The sequence below is a fragment of the Mameliella sp. LZ-28 genome, assembly GCF_012274245.1.
GTDB lineage: Bacteria > Pseudomonadota > Alphaproteobacteria > Rhodobacterales > Rhodobacteraceae > Antarctobacter > Antarctobacter albus.
Map to the genome: position 1 here is coordinate 190533 of NZ_JAANYX010000033.1, position 13848 is coordinate 204380.

A 13848-nucleotide genomic window follows, 5' to 3' on the forward strand; every position below is an offset into this window, starting at 1 on the left:
TCTGCATATCAAGAACGATATGAGGCTCCCGCGATGGACATCGCCCGCCGGATCAAACCCGCGCACCTGGACCTGGTCCTGAAGATCGCCGAGACGCAGCAGTTGCAGCTGGCCGCACAGGCGGTTGCGATCTCGCAGCCCGCCGCCTCGCGCATCCTGGCCGAGATCGAGACCAACATCGGCAGCCCGCTGTTTGTTCGCCACCCCAAGGGCATGGTCATGTCGCAGGCCGGAGAGGTCTTTGTCCGCCACGCGCGGGTGATCCTGGCCGAGGTGCGCACGCTGGAGGACGAGTTGCGCCACATCCAGTCCGGAGACCTGGGCGAGGTCCGGGTTGGATCGGTCACCGGTCCGGCGGTGGGCGTCCTGATGCCCGCGGTTCAGGCGGTGCTGCAGGAAAGTCCGGACCTCGAGATCAGCGTTGACGTGGCGCCGTCACGCGTATTGATCCGTGATCTGGAGGAAGGGCGATACGATTTTGTCCTCGGGCGGATTCCACCGGGCCACGACAGCCGATTGTTCCGCGTTCACCCCGCAAGGACCGAGGTCGTCGCCCTGCTGGTGCACGACACGCATCCGCTGGCGTCGCGCCAGGACGTCGAGGTGTCGGAACTGACCGGCTACCCTTGGGTGATGCAGGAACGCGGCATGCCGATCCGCGAATCCGTCGAGGCCGCCTTTCACACCGCCGGGGTTGCGATCCCGCCACGGGTGCTCAACAGCTCTTCCCTGCTGGTGGCGCTGGCGCAGGTGGCGCGCGTTCAGGCCATCGTGCCGCAGTCGAACGAGGTCAAGGAATTGCTGGTGCATTCAGACATCGGAGCCAACCTGACCGCGTTGCAACTGCGCCGCTCGATCGTCGTGCCGCCCTATTTCGTCCTGCGCGACGGCAGCCGCAAGCTGTCGCGCGCCGCCGAACGCCTGTTGCAGGAGGTGCTGGCGCGGATCTGACCGCGCCAGCGGTTTGTCAGGTCTTGCTCAACGTGCTCGTCCCGCCGGAGAAATGCACCAGAGGCCGTTGCGCGGTGTCCTGGGTCACGGCCTCGATCCGGCCGAACAGCAGCAAGGTGCCAAAGGCCACCTGCTCCTGTTCCAGGCGGCAGTCTATCGCGCCCAGGTTGCCCGGCAGGATCGGCGCGCCGGTCGCCATGCGGCCCAGCTCCAACCCGTCGAACCGGGCCGCGCCTTTGGGGGCGTCGCCCCCCCGCGAAACGGTCTAGAATGGCCTGCCCGCCCTGCTCTGCCAGGTAGTTGATCGCGAAAGCGCCAGCCTTGCGGATCACCCCCAGCGCCGAGGTCGTCGGCATCACGGCCACGCTCATGATCGGCGGGCTGGCGGTCAGATGCGTGGCGGAGAGGGCAAGGAATCCCTCCGGGCCGTCCTCTGTTTCCGCTGTCACGATGGCAGAGCCGATGGCGCGCATCCCCTGCGCGCGCCGGAAGTCCTTGATCGACAGCACCTCAGACATGCTGATCCCGCCGCCGGGCCGCGGTGCCGATGTCCTCAAGCCCCAGGACCTGCCCCGCGCCGGAGGGCGTGATGACGCTGACCCTGGACAGGCCCAGCGCAGCCAGCAGGTCGCGCAGGGTGCCCCCGTAGCCACCCGCAGGCGTCCGGATCGGTTCACAGATGACTGCGTCGCGCATGTTCACTTCCTCTTGTCAGTCGGGCGCCCGGACCCATCCGGGCGCCCCTTGTCCGTCTCAGGCCGGGGTCTTGCCCGCCAGCGACCGGCCCAGGCCGCTCACCGGCGGCAGGCCAAGCGTCCTGGCGACATCCCAGAGGCTGACCTGGTTGGTGGTCAACACCGGCGTGCCGGTCCTGGCTTCCAGCTCTTCGTTGATCGGAAAGGTCTTCCAGTTGCCGCAGGCCTGCATGATCGAATCCGCGTCGGGGCGGTCGATCTCGGCGCCCAGGTCCAGCGCGGTAGAGGCGTCCAGGCGGCCCACCTCGCGGTTTGCCACGATGCCGATGGCCTTCTGGTCCAGCACCTCAAAGCCGTTGTCCTCGATGAACATGGCGCTGCGGGCGTTGACCGCATGGCTCAGCTTGCGGGCGCCTTCCTCGATTTCCTCGACGATGCGCAGGGTCGAGTTTTCCTCGATGTTCTCCAGCGTCAGGCGCGTCACATGCAGGCTGCAGCCTTCTGGCAGCGAGGTGTAGAACTCCGGCTCCTGGGTGGAATTGGACGACGGGACAAGCAAACCGATCCGCATGTCGGGACTCCTGTTTCTGGAACTTGGGGACGGCGGACCGGCCATCGGTCGCATCCGCGTGTTTGCCGGCAAGGAATTCGTCGCGCAGCTGGAACTTCTGGATCTTGCCGCTGGCGGTCATCGGGAATTCCGACAGCTTGTATTTCGCCACACCCCGGGATTCGAGAAAGCCCACCACGTCGGCCAGCGAACTGGATTGGCCCGGGCGCCAGACAAACAGACATCCCTTTTCGCGCAGGCGGGAATCCGGAACGGCCACCAGCGCCACCATGCTGAAGGCCCCATGCGCCAGCAGCATTTCCTCGACCTCGCGCACGCTGATCTTGAGCCCGCCGCGGTTGACGATCTCTTTCTTGCGGCCGATCAGCTTGACATATCCCAGCTCGTCGATGGTCGCCAGGTCGCCCGAGAACAGCCAGCCGTCCTCGCGGAACGTCTCGCTCGTGCGTTCGGGATCGTTGAAGTACCCCAGCGCCACATGCCGATCAGCATGCAGCCGGTTTTTTCGCAGAAGCTCTGGCCCAGTTTTCCGGGATCGCCGCACCGGCGCAGTCGAAGATGCGGAAACTCGACAGGTCATGCGGATCGCCTCGACGGGTCCCAGATGTTCTGGTTGACCAGCGTCGCGCCCAGCGTCACCGCCATGCGCAGCCCCCACTGAAAGCCGGTGCCGTGGCTGAGCGGCGGCGGCCCCCAGATCACGTCATCCGAGGTCAGTCCGATCAGGTCGCGCATGGCATGGGTGCCATACAGCATGGTGTTTTCGCTGTGCACCACGCCCTTGGGCTTTGACTCGGTCCCCGAGGTGAAGGCCAGCAGGGTCTCCGCGTTGCAGTCGTCGGGCGGTGCCGACACATCGCTGCCGTGCAGGTCGGAAAGGGCCACCATGCTCTCTGCCGGGCCACGTGTATCGCCGACGACCGCGATCACCTCCAGCGCGGGCAAATCCGCGCGCAGGCCCTCGAACATCTCGACATAGTCGTGACAGCGGTACTGGTCGGGAATGATGACCGCCATGGTCCCGGCAAACCCCAGGATTTAGGACAGTTCCTTGGCGCGGTAGTTGGTCAGCAGCGGGTTCGCCACCGCCCCCAGCTTGAGCGCGGCGATGTGCACGATCAACAGTTCGCCGCAGTTGGGCAGTTGGACCGAGATCACGTCGCCGGCGCTTACGCCCCGGGCCGACAGGCTGCCGGCCAGCGCGCTCGACCTCGGCATAGCTGCGCCGGCTGCCGTCCGGGTCGACCGTCGCGGTCTTCTCCGGCGTGGGTTTCACTGCCGCCGTGAAGGCGGTCAGAAGCGACTGGTCGCTCCAGGCACCCGCCGCGCGGTATTTCGCAATCGTTTCAGGGATTACCGTCGGGTCTATGGGCACCGCCATTTCCTCCTCTGTCTAGCGTGTCGTGGCGGTCAGCTCGGGTCCTGGTCCCGGGCGGACTCGTAGTCGAATTCGAAGTACTCCGGGCGTCCGGCAAACCAGGGATCGCCCCAGTTCTGCTGCCCGCCGTCAACGACGATCACCTCGCCATCGATGTATTTCCCCGAGGGCGCCGTGAGTTAGAGGATCGACTCCGCGATGTCCTGCGCGTCGCCCGCCCTCTTCATCGGGTTGGCCTGGTAAAAGCTGGCCTGGCCCTGGGACGAGTCGTAGTTGAAGGCATCCGTGGCGATCGTGCCGGGCGCGACACAGTTGACGCGGATCTTGTAGGGCGCCCATTCGGTGGCGACCGTCTTGGACAGGTAGATCTGCCCCGCCCTCGCCGCACAGGTATGCAACACCTGCGGCAGCCCGCGCCAGACAACCGCGACGATGTCGACGATGTACCCCGGCCCGCCTGTTTCGCGCCAACGGCGGGCGGCGGCCTGCATCATGTGGAAGGTGCCGTTCAGGTTGATGTCGACAACCGCGCGCCAGCCCTTGGGCGAAATGTCCAGCGTCGGCTGTGCGAACTGACCACCCGCGTTGTTGACCAGGATGTCCAGCTTGCCACACGCGGCGTAGACATCGTCGAACAACTTGTCGACCTGTTCGGGATCACGGATCGACATGGCATGGGATGTGACCTTGGTGCCAAAGCGGCGCAAGAAGGTCACCGCCTCCTACAGCCGGTCACCATCACGGCCACAGATCGCCAGATCGGCGCCCAGCCGGGCATAGAGCGCGGCGGTCGCCTTGCCGATCCCGGTGCCTCCCCCCGACATCAGGACAACCTGCCCCTTGAACGGCTCCGGCGCAAAGACGGTCGGCAATTCGGCAAGCGCATCGTCGGCCATCGAATAATCGGGCATGTGTGCCTCATCCATACAGAAGATCAAGCCCTGGCCGGAACATACAGACCAGTTTTCTGCTCTGAAGCTCCAGTAAGTGAAATGCACCACACAACACCCATGATGTTCTTTATCAACAGGCCATAGCTGGCTCTCAGATTCCGATGCCTCGCCCTCTTTTCACCGATCCCGGGCCGCCCCACGCCGGAACAGCGGGGCCGGAGACACGATTCGGCACACCCGCAAATGAAAAAGGCCCGCCGGAAGAACGGGCAGGCCGCCCCCCATTCCAGGGGGCGAGGGAAAGGCAGGCGCGTCAGGCGCCCATCATCGGCGTCAGACCCGTGCACATGTGCGCAAGGCGTGGACCGATGTCCTTTTCAAACACCTCGGCGTCGATCTGGAACGAGGGCGCCACGCAGTTGATCGCCATCACGGTACTGGAGTCCGGCGATACGATCGGAGCAGCCACCGCCCGCGTGTCCTTTTGCCATTCGCCGTCGACGAAACAGAAGCCCCGCTCGCGCACCTGGGCCAGGCTCTCCTCGATCCGGGCCTTCAGGTCCGGCCAGGCATCGCCGTGGCGACGTTCGAAATGCTGGTAGAAAAAGGCGCGTTCCTCATCTGCAATCCCGGCCAGGAAGGCGCGCCCGATGGCCGAGGTCTCGATCTCGACCCGCGTGCCGACATCGTGGCGCATGGTCCGAAGGGGCGAGCCGTTGACCATCGAGACATAGATCATCGACAGCCGGTCGCGGCTGGCCAGGCCGACAGTGGCCCCGGCATGATTGGCCAGAAGCTGCATGTCGTCCCGCGCAAGCTGGCGGATGCGGGTGTTGGTCAGCACGCAATAGCCCAGCGCCAGGATCGAGGCGCTGGGTTCATACTTGCCCGAGGACTCGATGTGGTTGAGATAGCCCAGCGCGGTCAGCGTATGCGTCAGGCGCGACACGGTCGCCTTGGGGATCTGCGTCGCCGCCGACAGTTCCGCGTTGCCCAAGGGGCCGCCGCCGGGCTTGAAGGCGCGCAGGATCTCGAATGCCCGGCCGATGGTCGAGACGAACTTGGCGTCCTTTTCCATCGCCTCCGGCACAAGACTGTCGGCCGCCACGCTTTTGGAGGTCTTTGCAGAGTCACGTTTCGGCATGACACACCCTCATGTCTGTTCCCGCCCGTGCAAACCGCCTGCAAATTGGCAGCTTCGGGCGTTCGGTCTGTCTCATTTCAAGAACACGTACCGCGTCGAACGGAACATGTCGACCACTATGCGGGGCGCCCGGATCAAAGAAGCTCCGGTGTCCGTCGCACGTCACGCATCGCGCCTTACCGCACCATAAGTCGCGAGATTTCGGCCAGGGCATCAGGCCGGCTGTCGACCTCTCGCAACACCTGCAGGAAGGCCGCAACCCGGTCTTCGGGCCAGTCCTGCATGGCATCGCGGAACTTGGCCTCTGTCGCCCGGGGCGACATGGGACGGTCCGGGCTGCCAAGGGCCGCCTCTTCCGAGATGTCGGTGACGATGACACCCGCACTCTCGGCGCCGAGGCGGCAGGCATCCGCCGCCTCCTGCCCGCGGCGGCGCCCGTCACGATGGCGACTTTCCCGCCTACCCTTGCCATGTTTCTCCTCTTTCTTGGATCGCGCGGTCCGAGCCGCGTCTTGTTGTCCGATTCATCGCTACATCTGGCTTGGCAGCCAGAGCGTCAGCGCCGGGAAGGCCACGATGATGACCAGCGTGATGATTTCGAAAATCAGCAGATAGCCCGTGCCTCGAAACACCTGCGCCACGGGCACACCGGTGGTGGCCGAGACGACAAAGACGTTCAGCCCCATCGGCGGGCTGATCAGCCCGATCTCGACCAGCTTGACCACGACAACGCCGAACCAGATCGGATCATAGCCCAGCTCCGACACGACCGGGAAGGTCAGCGCCAGGTAGAGCAGCAGGATCATCGAGAGGATCTGCCAGTTCTCCAGCCCGCTGCCGCCGCTCCACTGCAGCAACTGGTCGGGCGCGCGGCTGATGGTCAGGGTATAGCCAAAGACCGGCGCCCCCATGACGATCAGAAACTCATCGTGGACACGCGGATCGACCACAGCAACGCGTTCTTGAAACCCTCCACCGTCATGCGCCCGCTCAGGGTGATTTAGGTGAAGGCCGATAAGGCGCCGATGGCGGCGGTCTCGATCGTGGTGGCGATCCCGCCATAAAGCGAGACGAAGACGACGGCCACGGTGACCAGGAAGCAAACCCCGCCGCCGCCAGCACCGTGGAGATGGACAGACCAAACGGCGCCAGGGCGCCCTTGGCGCCGGCACGAAACATCTGCATTTTCCGGAGTGAAATGGTGCGGTCGAGAAGACTCGAACTTCCACGGGAGTTACCCCACAGCGACCTCAACGCTGCGCGTCTACCAATTCCGCCACGACCGCACTGTCCTGACTTGGTGGGAGGGTCTCTAGCGAAGCGCGGGGACGATGTGAAGAGGAAAAACGACAAAATCCCGCTCCACACACAAACTCTCCCTGCCCGGCCTGTTGCGGTCGCCCGCTGGTGGCGCCTTGCACGGAATGTCATTATGTGATCCTCCGCAAAGCGCGGGGATTTGAACGGCCGTCGAGGCCACACTCGGACAGGATCTTCGCAGCGCACAGCACGTCGGCCGACCAGGTCCAGAGGTTGCATCGGGCGGCCAGGGATCTGGAAGGCACCGCGCAGGAGACCGGGCGGATCTGCCCAGGATCAGGGAGGCGGGGCTCTGGCCCCGGTGACAGGCATGGAATGGAAGATCAGCGACGGACTGGTGCCCTACGAAGAGGCGCTTGCCTTCATGGAAGACCGCGCCGGCGCCATCGCCGAAGGGCGCGCGGACGAGTGCATCTGGCTGCTTGAGCACCCGCCCCTTTATACCGCTGGCACCTCGGCCAGGGTGGAGGATCTGAAAGACCCTGACCGCTTTCCGGTCTACACCTCCAAGCGCGGCGGGCAATATACCTATCACGGCCCCGGCCAGCGCGTCGTCTATGTCATGCTGGACCTCAACAAGCGGGGCCGCGACATCCGCCGCTTCGTGCAGGACCTCGAGGCTTGGGTGATCGCCACGCTGGCGGAATTCAACCTTGTCGGACATATCCGCAAGGGCCGCGTCGGTGTCTGGATCGAACGCCCCGAGAAGCCGCCGCTGGCGGACGGGCGCATGGCAGAAGACAAGATCGCCGCCATCGGCATCCGCCTGCGCCGCTGGGTCAGCTTTCACGGCATCTCGATCAACGTGGAACCGGAGTTGGAGCATTTCGAAGGCATCGTGCCCTGCGGCATCAGTGATTTCGGCGTGACGAGCCTGGTGGATCTCGGTCTGCCGGTGGCGATGGACGACCTGGACGTGGCGCTGAGGACGCAGTTCGACGCGGTCATGGCCGAGCCCGCCAAAGATACGGCCTGATCCGAAAGACACGGCCGGGCAGCAATCTGCCGCCCGACCGGTCCTTCACGGGTTCAGCTGCAAATGCGCAATTTCGAAAGGCAGCCCTTGGTCGTCCGTCGGCCGCCTGGACATTTCCCGGAATCCCAGCGCCGCGTAAAAGGCACAGGCCTGATCGTTGCGCGTATAGACATCCAGTGAAAGCGAGCCCTTGAGCGTCAGTGCCCGGTCAACCAGGCGGCGGCCTATGCCCCGCCCGTGGTAACCGGGGCTGACAAAAAGACCGCCTATGAACCTGTCCAACAGGCTGATGAACCCGACCGGGGTTTCCTGCCGACAGGCAACCCATGTTTCGGATGAGGGCAGGTAAAGATCCTCGATCAGCTTTCGCTGTTCGAGAAGGCGCGCACGGCCAAGAAAGGAATGCGCGGCGAGAGACGCGTCAAACCAGATGGCCGACAGGGATTCGATGTCCGTGGCCATGTCGAAAGGCCGGATCACGCAGGTTTCGTTCTTCATGAGAACTCCACAGAATTTTGGATACGCACAAAGGTCCGGCACGTCTGGTGCCGGGGCAAGCCGCCCGATGCGGTTCAGACTGGGGCGCTGCGCATATCTCTCCTTCTGCCGATGGTCCGAAGGTAGGCCGCCCAGGTCGCGGACGCAATGGCCGGGGGAGACATGCGGCCCCTGCAGGCATGACGCGGACATGAAAAAGGGCAAGGACTGCTGTCCTCGCCCCCGGGGGCAGATCAAATTTCCCCCGCCGATGTCTTAAATGTTCAGGTGCTTGCAAATCATTCCTCGGTCAGGGCCGGAGCGGCAGCAGGCCCGGACCGGCTGTCTCAGGGTTTGCCGGAAAAGACGTGGAACAGGATGTCTTCGCGGGCGATGCCCCGCTGTGCCAGTTCGGCATCCGACAGCGCGCGCAAGGCGTCGATGCGGGCGGTGCGCTGGCGATAGCGGCGGTCAAAGGGTGTCTCGAAGGCACGCGCGAGGCGCTGGCGCAGGGTGGCACGGCTGGAAACGAAGCTGTTGTCGAAATAGGCCATCTTGAATTCCCCCGTTTGGGTGATGCGGTGTGCGGCAGATGGGTTCAATCTAGGGGGTGGCCATCCGCCCCATAAGTCGGGAATGCCGGACCGTCGGGTATACCGGACCCCGTGCCCGGTACAGACGGCAGTCGCGGGAGCCGGGCATGAAAAAAGGGGGCGCACTCACAACGCCCCCTTAGACAATCATGGAAAGAATGGATGGGCGGAAAGCCCGGAAAAGGATTTGGTCAGTGAAACCTTGTCGCCGCGTCGCGCGGCGTCACGTCGGCGGATCAGGCCTTGCCCGAAAAGACGTGAAAGAGGATGTCCTCGCGGGCGATGCCGCGCCGGCACAACTCGGCATCCGATAGCATGCGCAGTTCATCGATGCGGGCGGTGCGCTGGCGGTAACGGCGGTCGAAGGGGGTCTCGAACAGACGCGCAATGCGCTGGCGCAGGGTGGTGCGGTTGGCGTCAAAGCTGCTGTCGTAGTAGGCCATCGTGATCCCTCCCCTCGGGATGTTCATGTTCTCGATGACCGGACATTAGGCTGGCGGCCCCGACGGACGAAAGTCGGGAAACCCTGACCGTAAGGAATACCTGACCCTCCGAGGAAAGGTCGCGGAACAGGCAAACCCGTGACGGCAGCCGGACCACAAGCGCCCGGCCTGTCACTCTGGCAAACCATGACACTTCGACAGCGGTTGCCAGGGGTGATCGGGAAGGGGCCTTGCAGGAAGCGGACAACGGTCCGCATGGAGGCGACCTCGGTTTCTGACGAAACACCGCCCGCGCATGTGACCAAGGTGCGACAAAAAGATTTGATCTGCGTCAAATCCGGCCATTGCCGCCCTATTGGTCACATTCTAAAACGTGAAACGAACGTCGCGCGCGGGTGGATTCCCCGCCCTTGTGCGACGCCTAGGGATCAGCAGGAGGCAAACAATGGCAGATGCAGCCATTCACGGCCACGAGCACGAAGACAACCGCGGGTTCTTTACCCGCTGGTTCATGTCGACGAACCACAAGGACATCGGGATTCTGTACCTGATCGTCTCCGCGTTCGTCGGGCTCATTTCGGTCGTTTTCACCGTTTACATGCGCATGGAACTCATGTCGCCGGGCGTTCAGTACATGTGCATGGAGGGCATGCGCTTCCTGCCGACGGCGGTCGAGAACTGTACACCCAACGGCCACCTCTGGAACGTGCTGATCACCGGTCACGGCATCCTGATGATGTTCTTCGTGGTCATTCCGGCACTGTTCGGCGGTTTCGGCAACTACTTCATGCCGCTGCAGATCGGCGCGCCGGATATGGCGTTCCCGCGGATGAACAACCTGTCGTTCTGGCTGTATGTCGCGGGGTCCACCCTGGCGGTCTGCTCTGTCTTCGCACCGGGCGGCAACAACCAGCTGGGCTCCGGCGTGGGCTGGGTGCTTTACCCGCCGCTCTCGGTCAACGAAGGCGGCATGTCGATGGACCTGGCGATCTTCGCCGTCCACGTCTCGGGCGCGTCGTCGATCCTGGGCGCGATCAACATGATCACCACCTTCCTGAACATGCGGACCCCGGGCATGACCCTGTTCAAGGTGCCGCTGTTCTCCTGGGCGATCTTCGTCACCTCCTGGCTGATCCTGCTGTCGCTGCCCGTTCTGGCCGGCGCGATCACCATGCTGCTAACGGACCGTAACTTCGGCACGACCTTCTTCGATCCGGCCGGCGGCGGCGATCCGATCCTGTACCAGCACATCCTGTGGTTCTTCGGTCACCCCGAGGTCTACATCGTGATCGTGCCCGGGTTCGGCATCATCAGCCACGTCATCGCCACCTTCTCGCGCAAGCCGATCTTCGGCTACCTGCCGATGGTCTGGGCGATCATCGCCATCGGCGCGCTGGGGTTCGTCGTCTGGGCACACCACATGTACACCGTCGGCATGTCGCTGACCCAGCAGAGCTACTTCATGCTGGCCACAATGGTCATCGCGGTGCCAACGGGCGTGAAGGTGTTCAGCTGGATCGCCACCATGTGGGGCGGCTCGATCGAGATGAAGACCCCGATGCTCTGGGCCTTCGGCTTCCTGTTCCTCTTCACCGTCGGCGGCGTGACCGGCGTGGTGCTGAGCCAGGCGGGCGTCGACCGTGCCTACCATGACACCTATTACGTCGTGGCGCACTTCCACTACGTGATGAGCCTGGGTGCCGTCTTCGCGATCTTCGCGGGCGTCTACTTCTACTTCCCGAAGATGAGCGGCCGGATGTATTCCGAGTTCTGGGGCAAGATCCACTTCTGGATGATGTTCATCGGTGCGAACCTGACCTTCTTCCCGCAGCACTTCCTGGGTCGCCAGGGCATGCCGCGCCGGTACATCGACTACCCCGAGGCATTCGCCACCTGGAACTACATCTCCAGCTGGGGTGCGCTGCTGTCCTTCGCATCGTTCCTGCTGTTCTTCGGGATCATGTTCCACGCCCTGACCCGTGGCGCCCGCGCCAACCAGGCAAACCCCTGGAACGAGTACGCGGACACGCTGGAATGGACCCTGCCCTCGCCGCCGCCGGAGCACACCTTCGAGCAGCTGCCGAAGCAGGAAGACTGGGACAAGGGCCACGCGCATTAAGCGCTAGGGCTTGACCAAGACAAGAAAGGCCCCGCCAACGCGGGGCCTTTTCACATGAAAGGGGCCTGTCATGATCTTCTACTATGCCCTGCTATTCGCGCTTGCCATCATTCCATGCGCCCTGGCCCGGCGTCGCTGGCCGCATGTGCTTGTGTTCTGGACGGTGGGCGTGTCGCTGGTCCTGGCGGTTCTGGTGGTCATCGGGGCGCCGGTGGCCCCCCGGATCGTTGTCGATGCCGGCCTGATCGAACCGCAGGATCCTGAAGTGCTCCAGCCGGTCTTCATGCGCAACGCCATGCTGACGGTGGGCGGCGCTGCGATCTACGTCGGGCTGGCTCAGACGCAGGCATTGCGAATGCCACATGCGCTCGCGCTGTTGATGCTGGGCACGCTTTACACGCTCACGGAACACGACCTCGTCTATGGTCTTGGCACCCCGACGTTCAGCCATATCCCGGCGGAAATCCAGGACGATTTCGCCCGCCGCATGGCCGACCACACAGCCAAGATGAGACAGGCGGTCCGCATCACCAGCTTCGTCGGCATAGCCGGGTTCCTTGGCCTTGCGGCCTACCAGGTCTGGCTTCGTCTCAAACGCGGGCCGGTCGGAAGCTGACCCCGATATCCCGCCCGCGGACCCGGAGCGACCGCGGCCCGCGAAAGGACTCCGCGACCCGCGGGAACCTGTTTCAAGGCGTGTCGCTCACTCGCGCCATTCATAGACGTAACGATAGCAGCCCAGCGGCTGCAGCGTGACCGTCATCTGGAAACGGCCATCCTTGTAGCGCGCGCCCTCGGGCGGCGCGAACGTCCCGCTCCACGCGGCAGAGGGCGCCTGGTTGTAGGCGGTGCCGATGAACCCGTCGGTGCGGTCCTTGACGATGTCCACCGTGGCCCGAGAGCCCTTGGCACAGTTTTCGCCCTCTGTGCCGTAATAGTAGAACAGCCCGCCATGCCCCCAGCCGGCGGCATAGTCCCCCTGCACGCTGGCCGAGAGCGGCACCTCCTGCCCCGGCACGAGGTAAGCGGGCGGCGCGGCCCAGGTATAGGTCACGACATAGGCGTCCCAGGCATCGCCACAGCGCGGCTTGCTGTGGGAAAACTGACCGCTGCCGGCACCGACCGATCCTTTCGGCTCGTAACAGCTGTTGTTGTCGGTAAAGGTCGTCATCCCCCCCTGCGAGACCATCGCCCAATGCCCGCCCTGCGGCGCGGCCGGGCCCGGATCGTCCCGCACCGGCTGTGGAGCCGGATCGGCCAGGCTCATGCGCTGCGCAATCTCGGCGCAGCGCCCCTCGATGATCGGCAGGACGTAGTGCGACAGCGCAAGGCTCTGCAGCCGGGCCTGCGCCACCTCCTGCAGGTCGATGCCGACCTCTCGGTTGCGCCGCGCCTCTATCTTGGACAGGGCCGCGTCAAAGGCCCGATCCGCGACGGCCCTGGCGTCGTCGCGGACGTTTTCGATGATGCGCAGCCGCTCATCGTTGCCGACGTCACGCTCGGGCACCGCGCCCTGCACGTCCGGCGGACCGAATATTTCCTCGTAGGACTTGCGAAACTGCCGGTCCGCTTCGGCATAGGCCGCATCGCGTGCTGCCAGCGGCGCCTTCATCGCCTCCGCGGCGAGCATCATTTCGGCCTCGATCTCTGCCACGTTGCGGGCAGCCTTGTCGCGCAGCATCTGCTGCGCGCGCTGCACCACGTTCCCGTCCCAGCCGTTCATCAGCGCGTGCTGCACCATCTCCTGAACCCAGCGGGCCCGGTTCTGGGCCACGCGCTGCCGGTTCGCCTCCAGGATCGCATCCGGGGTCAACACCAGTTTGCGCCCGGTGTTCGCCCCGTCCAGCACAACCTTGGTCCAGCCGGAAGCCATGAGTGACAGCAGGTCCCATTCGTCCGGCATCTTCCAGATCGCCAGCAGGGACATGGCGTAATCGTCGAACAGGACATCCATGTCCGGCGGCAGATGGGCATCCAGGTAGAGCGCCGTCATCACCGCCCTGGCGCAATCGTCGCCCCCGGTCATGTCCAGCACCTGCTGCAATTCCATCAGGTCGTCGCCGTGATAGCGATCGAGGTCGCGCACCCCCGGCATCACCCATCCCTGCGCAAAGGCACGCGCGACGTGATCGTCTATCTGGCGTCGCGCATCGACCACATCCGCGCAGGCCGCGCCCCCTGCCAGGGCCAGCACAAGGGCACCTGTGGCCAGCCCGCGAGCCCAATGCCGCCTGTCATGCCTTTGTTCCGTGACGCACATCCTGTCATCCTCCCGGGTCTGCGACACC

At 64.4% G+C, this 13848-nt stretch carries 16 protein-coding genes, 1 tRNA gene and 3 pseudogenes; 5 read left to right on the forward strand and 15 right to left on the reverse strand.

The window, feature by feature from the left end; genetic code table 11:
* Window positions 1-33 precede the first annotated feature (33 nt).
* Window positions 34-951, forward strand: coding sequence for a LysR substrate-binding domain-containing protein (locus G9Q80_RS18865; protein ID WP_088715869.1), 918 nt, complete (start codon window positions 34-36; stop codon window positions 949-951).
* A 16-nt stretch (window positions 952-967) separates the two neighbouring features.
* On the opposite strand, the pseudogene G9Q80_RS28490 reads toward G9Q80_RS18865, so the two are convergent.
* The 4 genes and pseudogenes from G9Q80_RS28490 to G9Q80_RS18885 form a co-directional block, all read right to left on the reverse strand.
* Window positions 968-1180: pseudogene (locus G9Q80_RS28490) on the reverse strand (flavin reductase family protein); the annotation flags it as partial.
* A gap of 28 nt (window positions 1181-1208) precedes the next feature.
* Window positions 1209-1469: pseudogene (locus G9Q80_RS28775) on the reverse strand (flavin reductase); the annotation flags it as partial.
* A complete protein-coding gene (locus G9Q80_RS18880) occupies window positions 1462-1647 on the reverse strand; it encodes a hypothetical protein (protein ID WP_088715867.1) in 186 nt (61 codons plus the stop codon). The pseudogene G9Q80_RS28775 and the gene G9Q80_RS18880, both read right to left, overlap by 8 nt.
* 57 nt (window positions 1648-1704) lie before the next feature.
* Window positions 1705-2217: a maleate cis-trans isomerase family protein gene (locus G9Q80_RS18885; RefSeq protein WP_232788244.1), complete on the reverse strand. Its 513-nt coding sequence runs from the start codon at window positions 2215-2217 to the stop codon at window positions 1705-1707.
* On the opposite strand from G9Q80_RS18885, the gene G9Q80_RS27925 reads away from it, so the two are divergent.
* Window positions 2216-2878, forward strand: coding sequence for a hypothetical protein (locus tag G9Q80_RS27925; protein ID WP_198549998.1), 663 nt, complete (start codon window positions 2216-2218; stop codon window positions 2876-2878). The two genes, G9Q80_RS18885 and G9Q80_RS27925, sit on opposite strands and share 2 nt — an antisense overlap.
* On the opposite strand, the pseudogene G9Q80_RS18895 reads toward G9Q80_RS27925, so the two are convergent.
* The 7 genes and pseudogenes from G9Q80_RS18895 to G9Q80_RS18925 all read right to left on the reverse strand — a co-directional run bounded on the left by G9Q80_RS18895 (window position 2794) and on the right by G9Q80_RS18925 (window position 6918).
* Window positions 2794-3435: pseudogene (locus G9Q80_RS18895) on the reverse strand (AMP-binding protein). The gene G9Q80_RS27925 and the pseudogene G9Q80_RS18895 overlap by 85 nt on opposite strands.
* A 339-nt stretch (window positions 3436-3774) precedes the next feature.
* Window positions 3775-4311 (reverse strand): SDR family oxidoreductase, encoded by a 537-nt coding sequence (locus G9Q80_RS28265; RefSeq protein WP_232788243.1) that lies wholly within the window; start codon window positions 4309-4311, stop codon window positions 3775-3777.
* 6 nt (window positions 4312-4317) lie between these two features.
* Window positions 4318-4506: a hypothetical protein gene (locus tag G9Q80_RS28270; protein ID WP_232788242.1), complete on the reverse strand. Its 189-nt coding sequence runs from the start codon at window positions 4504-4506 to the stop codon at window positions 4318-4320.
* A 295-nt stretch (window positions 4507-4801) separates the two neighbouring features.
* A complete protein-coding gene (locus G9Q80_RS18910) occupies window positions 4802-5632 on the reverse strand; it encodes an IclR family transcriptional regulator (protein ID WP_088670387.1) in 831 nt (276 codons plus the stop codon).
* Window positions 5633-5808: 176 nt separating this feature from the next.
* Entirely contained in the window at window positions 5809-5955 is a 147-nt protein-coding gene (locus tag G9Q80_RS18915; protein ID WP_157903853.1) for a hypothetical protein, read from the reverse strand.
* A gap of 207 nt (window positions 5956-6162) precedes the next feature.
* Window positions 6163-6582: a TRAP transporter large permease subunit gene (locus G9Q80_RS18920; RefSeq protein ID WP_088715862.1), complete on the reverse strand. Its 420-nt coding sequence runs from the start codon at window positions 6580-6582 to the stop codon at window positions 6163-6165.
* A gap of 249 nt (window positions 6583-6831) precedes the next feature.
* Window positions 6832-6918: transfer RNA gene (locus tag G9Q80_RS18925), tRNA-Leu, on the reverse strand.
* A 344-nt stretch (window positions 6919-7262) separates the two neighbouring features.
* On the opposite strand from G9Q80_RS18925, the gene lipB reads away from it, so the two are divergent.
* The gene (gene lipB / locus G9Q80_RS18930) at window positions 7263-7928 is read left to right on the forward strand and encodes a lipoyl(octanoyl) transferase LipB (protein WP_088715861.1); all 666 of its coding nucleotides are present in this window, start codon (window positions 7263-7265) and stop codon (window positions 7926-7928) included.
* A gap of 45 nt (window positions 7929-7973) precedes the next feature.
* On the opposite strand, the gene G9Q80_RS18935 is transcribed toward lipB, so the two are convergent.
* The 3 genes from G9Q80_RS18935 to G9Q80_RS18945 all read right to left on the reverse strand — a co-directional run bounded on the left by G9Q80_RS18935 (window position 7974) and on the right by G9Q80_RS18945 (window position 9441).
* Complete coding sequence (locus tag G9Q80_RS18935) at window positions 7974-8426, reverse strand: GNAT family N-acetyltransferase (protein ID WP_069210174.1); 453 nt, start codon at window positions 8424-8426, stop codon at window positions 7974-7976.
* A gap of 326 nt (window positions 8427-8752) precedes the next feature.
* Window positions 8753-8959, reverse strand: a complete 207-nt coding sequence (locus G9Q80_RS18940) for a hypothetical protein (RefSeq protein WP_043144334.1) — start codon at window positions 8957-8959, stop codon at window positions 8753-8755.
* Between the two features lie 275 nt (window positions 8960-9234).
* Complete coding sequence (locus tag G9Q80_RS18945) at window positions 9235-9441, reverse strand: hypothetical protein (RefSeq protein ID WP_088715860.1); 207 nt, start codon at window positions 9439-9441, stop codon at window positions 9235-9237.
* Between the two features lie 445 nt (window positions 9442-9886).
* Here G9Q80_RS18945 and ctaD point away from each other — a divergent pair, with 445 nt between their 5' ends.
* Window positions 9887-11560, forward strand: a complete 1674-nt coding sequence (gene ctaD, locus G9Q80_RS18950) for a cytochrome c oxidase subunit I (protein WP_043144332.1) — start codon at window positions 9887-9889, stop codon at window positions 11558-11560.
* A 70-nt stretch (window positions 11561-11630) separates the two neighbouring features.
* Window positions 11631-12176 carry a hypothetical protein gene (locus G9Q80_RS18955; RefSeq protein WP_088715859.1) on the forward strand — a complete coding sequence of 182 codons (546 nt, stop codon included), beginning with the start codon at window positions 11631-11633 and terminating at the stop codon, window positions 12174-12176.
* Between the two features lie 87 nt (window positions 12177-12263).
* On the opposite strand, the gene G9Q80_RS18960 is transcribed toward G9Q80_RS18955, so the two are convergent.
* The gene (locus G9Q80_RS18960; protein ID WP_088715858.1) at window positions 12264-13820 is read right to left on the reverse strand and encodes a hypothetical protein; all 1557 of its coding nucleotides are present in this window, start codon (window positions 13818-13820) and stop codon (window positions 12264-12266) included.
* Between the last annotated feature and the right edge of the window lie 28 nt (window positions 13821-13848).

Excerpts from the sequence above, each read along its gene's own strand:
- G9Q80_RS18865 (WP_088715869.1), top strand. The coding sequence starts at position 34 with ATGGACATCGCCCGCCGGATCAAACCCGCGCACCTGGACCTGGTCCTG.
- G9Q80_RS18880 (WP_088715867.1), bottom strand. The coding sequence starts at position 1,647 with ATGCGCGACGCAGTCATCTGTGAACCGATCCGGACGCCTGCGGGTGGC.
- G9Q80_RS27925 (WP_198549998.1), top strand. The coding sequence starts at position 2,216 with ATGTCGGGACTCCTGTTTCTGGAACTTGGGGACGGCGGACCGGCCATC.
- G9Q80_RS18885 (WP_232788244.1), bottom strand. The coding sequence starts at position 2,217 with ATGCGGATCGGTTTGCTTGTCCCGTCGTCCAATTCCACCCAGGAGCCG.
- G9Q80_RS28270 (WP_232788242.1), bottom strand. The coding sequence starts at position 4,506 with ATGCCCGATTATTCGATGGCCGACGATGCGCTTGCCGAATTGCCGACC.
- G9Q80_RS18910 (WP_088670387.1), bottom strand. The coding sequence starts at position 5,632 with ATGCCGAAACGTGACTCTGCAAAGACCTCCAAAAGCGTGGCGGCCGAC.
- G9Q80_RS18915 (WP_157903853.1), bottom strand. The coding sequence starts at position 5,955 with ATGTCGCCCCGGGCGACAGAGGCCAAGTTCCGCGATGCCATGCAGGAC.
- lipB (WP_088715861.1), top strand. The coding sequence starts at position 7,263 with ATGGAATGGAAGATCAGCGACGGACTGGTGCCCTACGAAGAGGCGCTT.
- G9Q80_RS18935 (WP_069210174.1), bottom strand. The coding sequence starts at position 8,426 with ATGAAGAACGAAACCTGCGTGATCCGGCCTTTCGACATGGCCACGGAC.
- G9Q80_RS18940 (WP_043144334.1), bottom strand. The coding sequence starts at position 8,959 with ATGGCCTATTTCGACAACAGCTTCGTTTCCAGCCGTGCCACCCTGCGC.
- G9Q80_RS18945 (WP_088715860.1), bottom strand. The coding sequence starts at position 9,441 with ATGGCCTACTACGACAGCAGCTTTGACGCCAACCGCACCACCCTGCGC.
- ctaD (WP_043144332.1), top strand. The coding sequence starts at position 9,887 with ATGGCAGATGCAGCCATTCACGGCCACGAGCACGAAGACAACCGCGGG.
- G9Q80_RS18955 (WP_088715859.1), top strand. The coding sequence starts at position 11,631 with ATGATCTTCTACTATGCCCTGCTATTCGCGCTTGCCATCATTCCATGC.
- G9Q80_RS18960 (WP_088715858.1), bottom strand. The coding sequence starts at position 13,820 with ATGTGCGTCACGGAACAAAGGCATGACAGGCGGCATTGGGCTCGCGGG.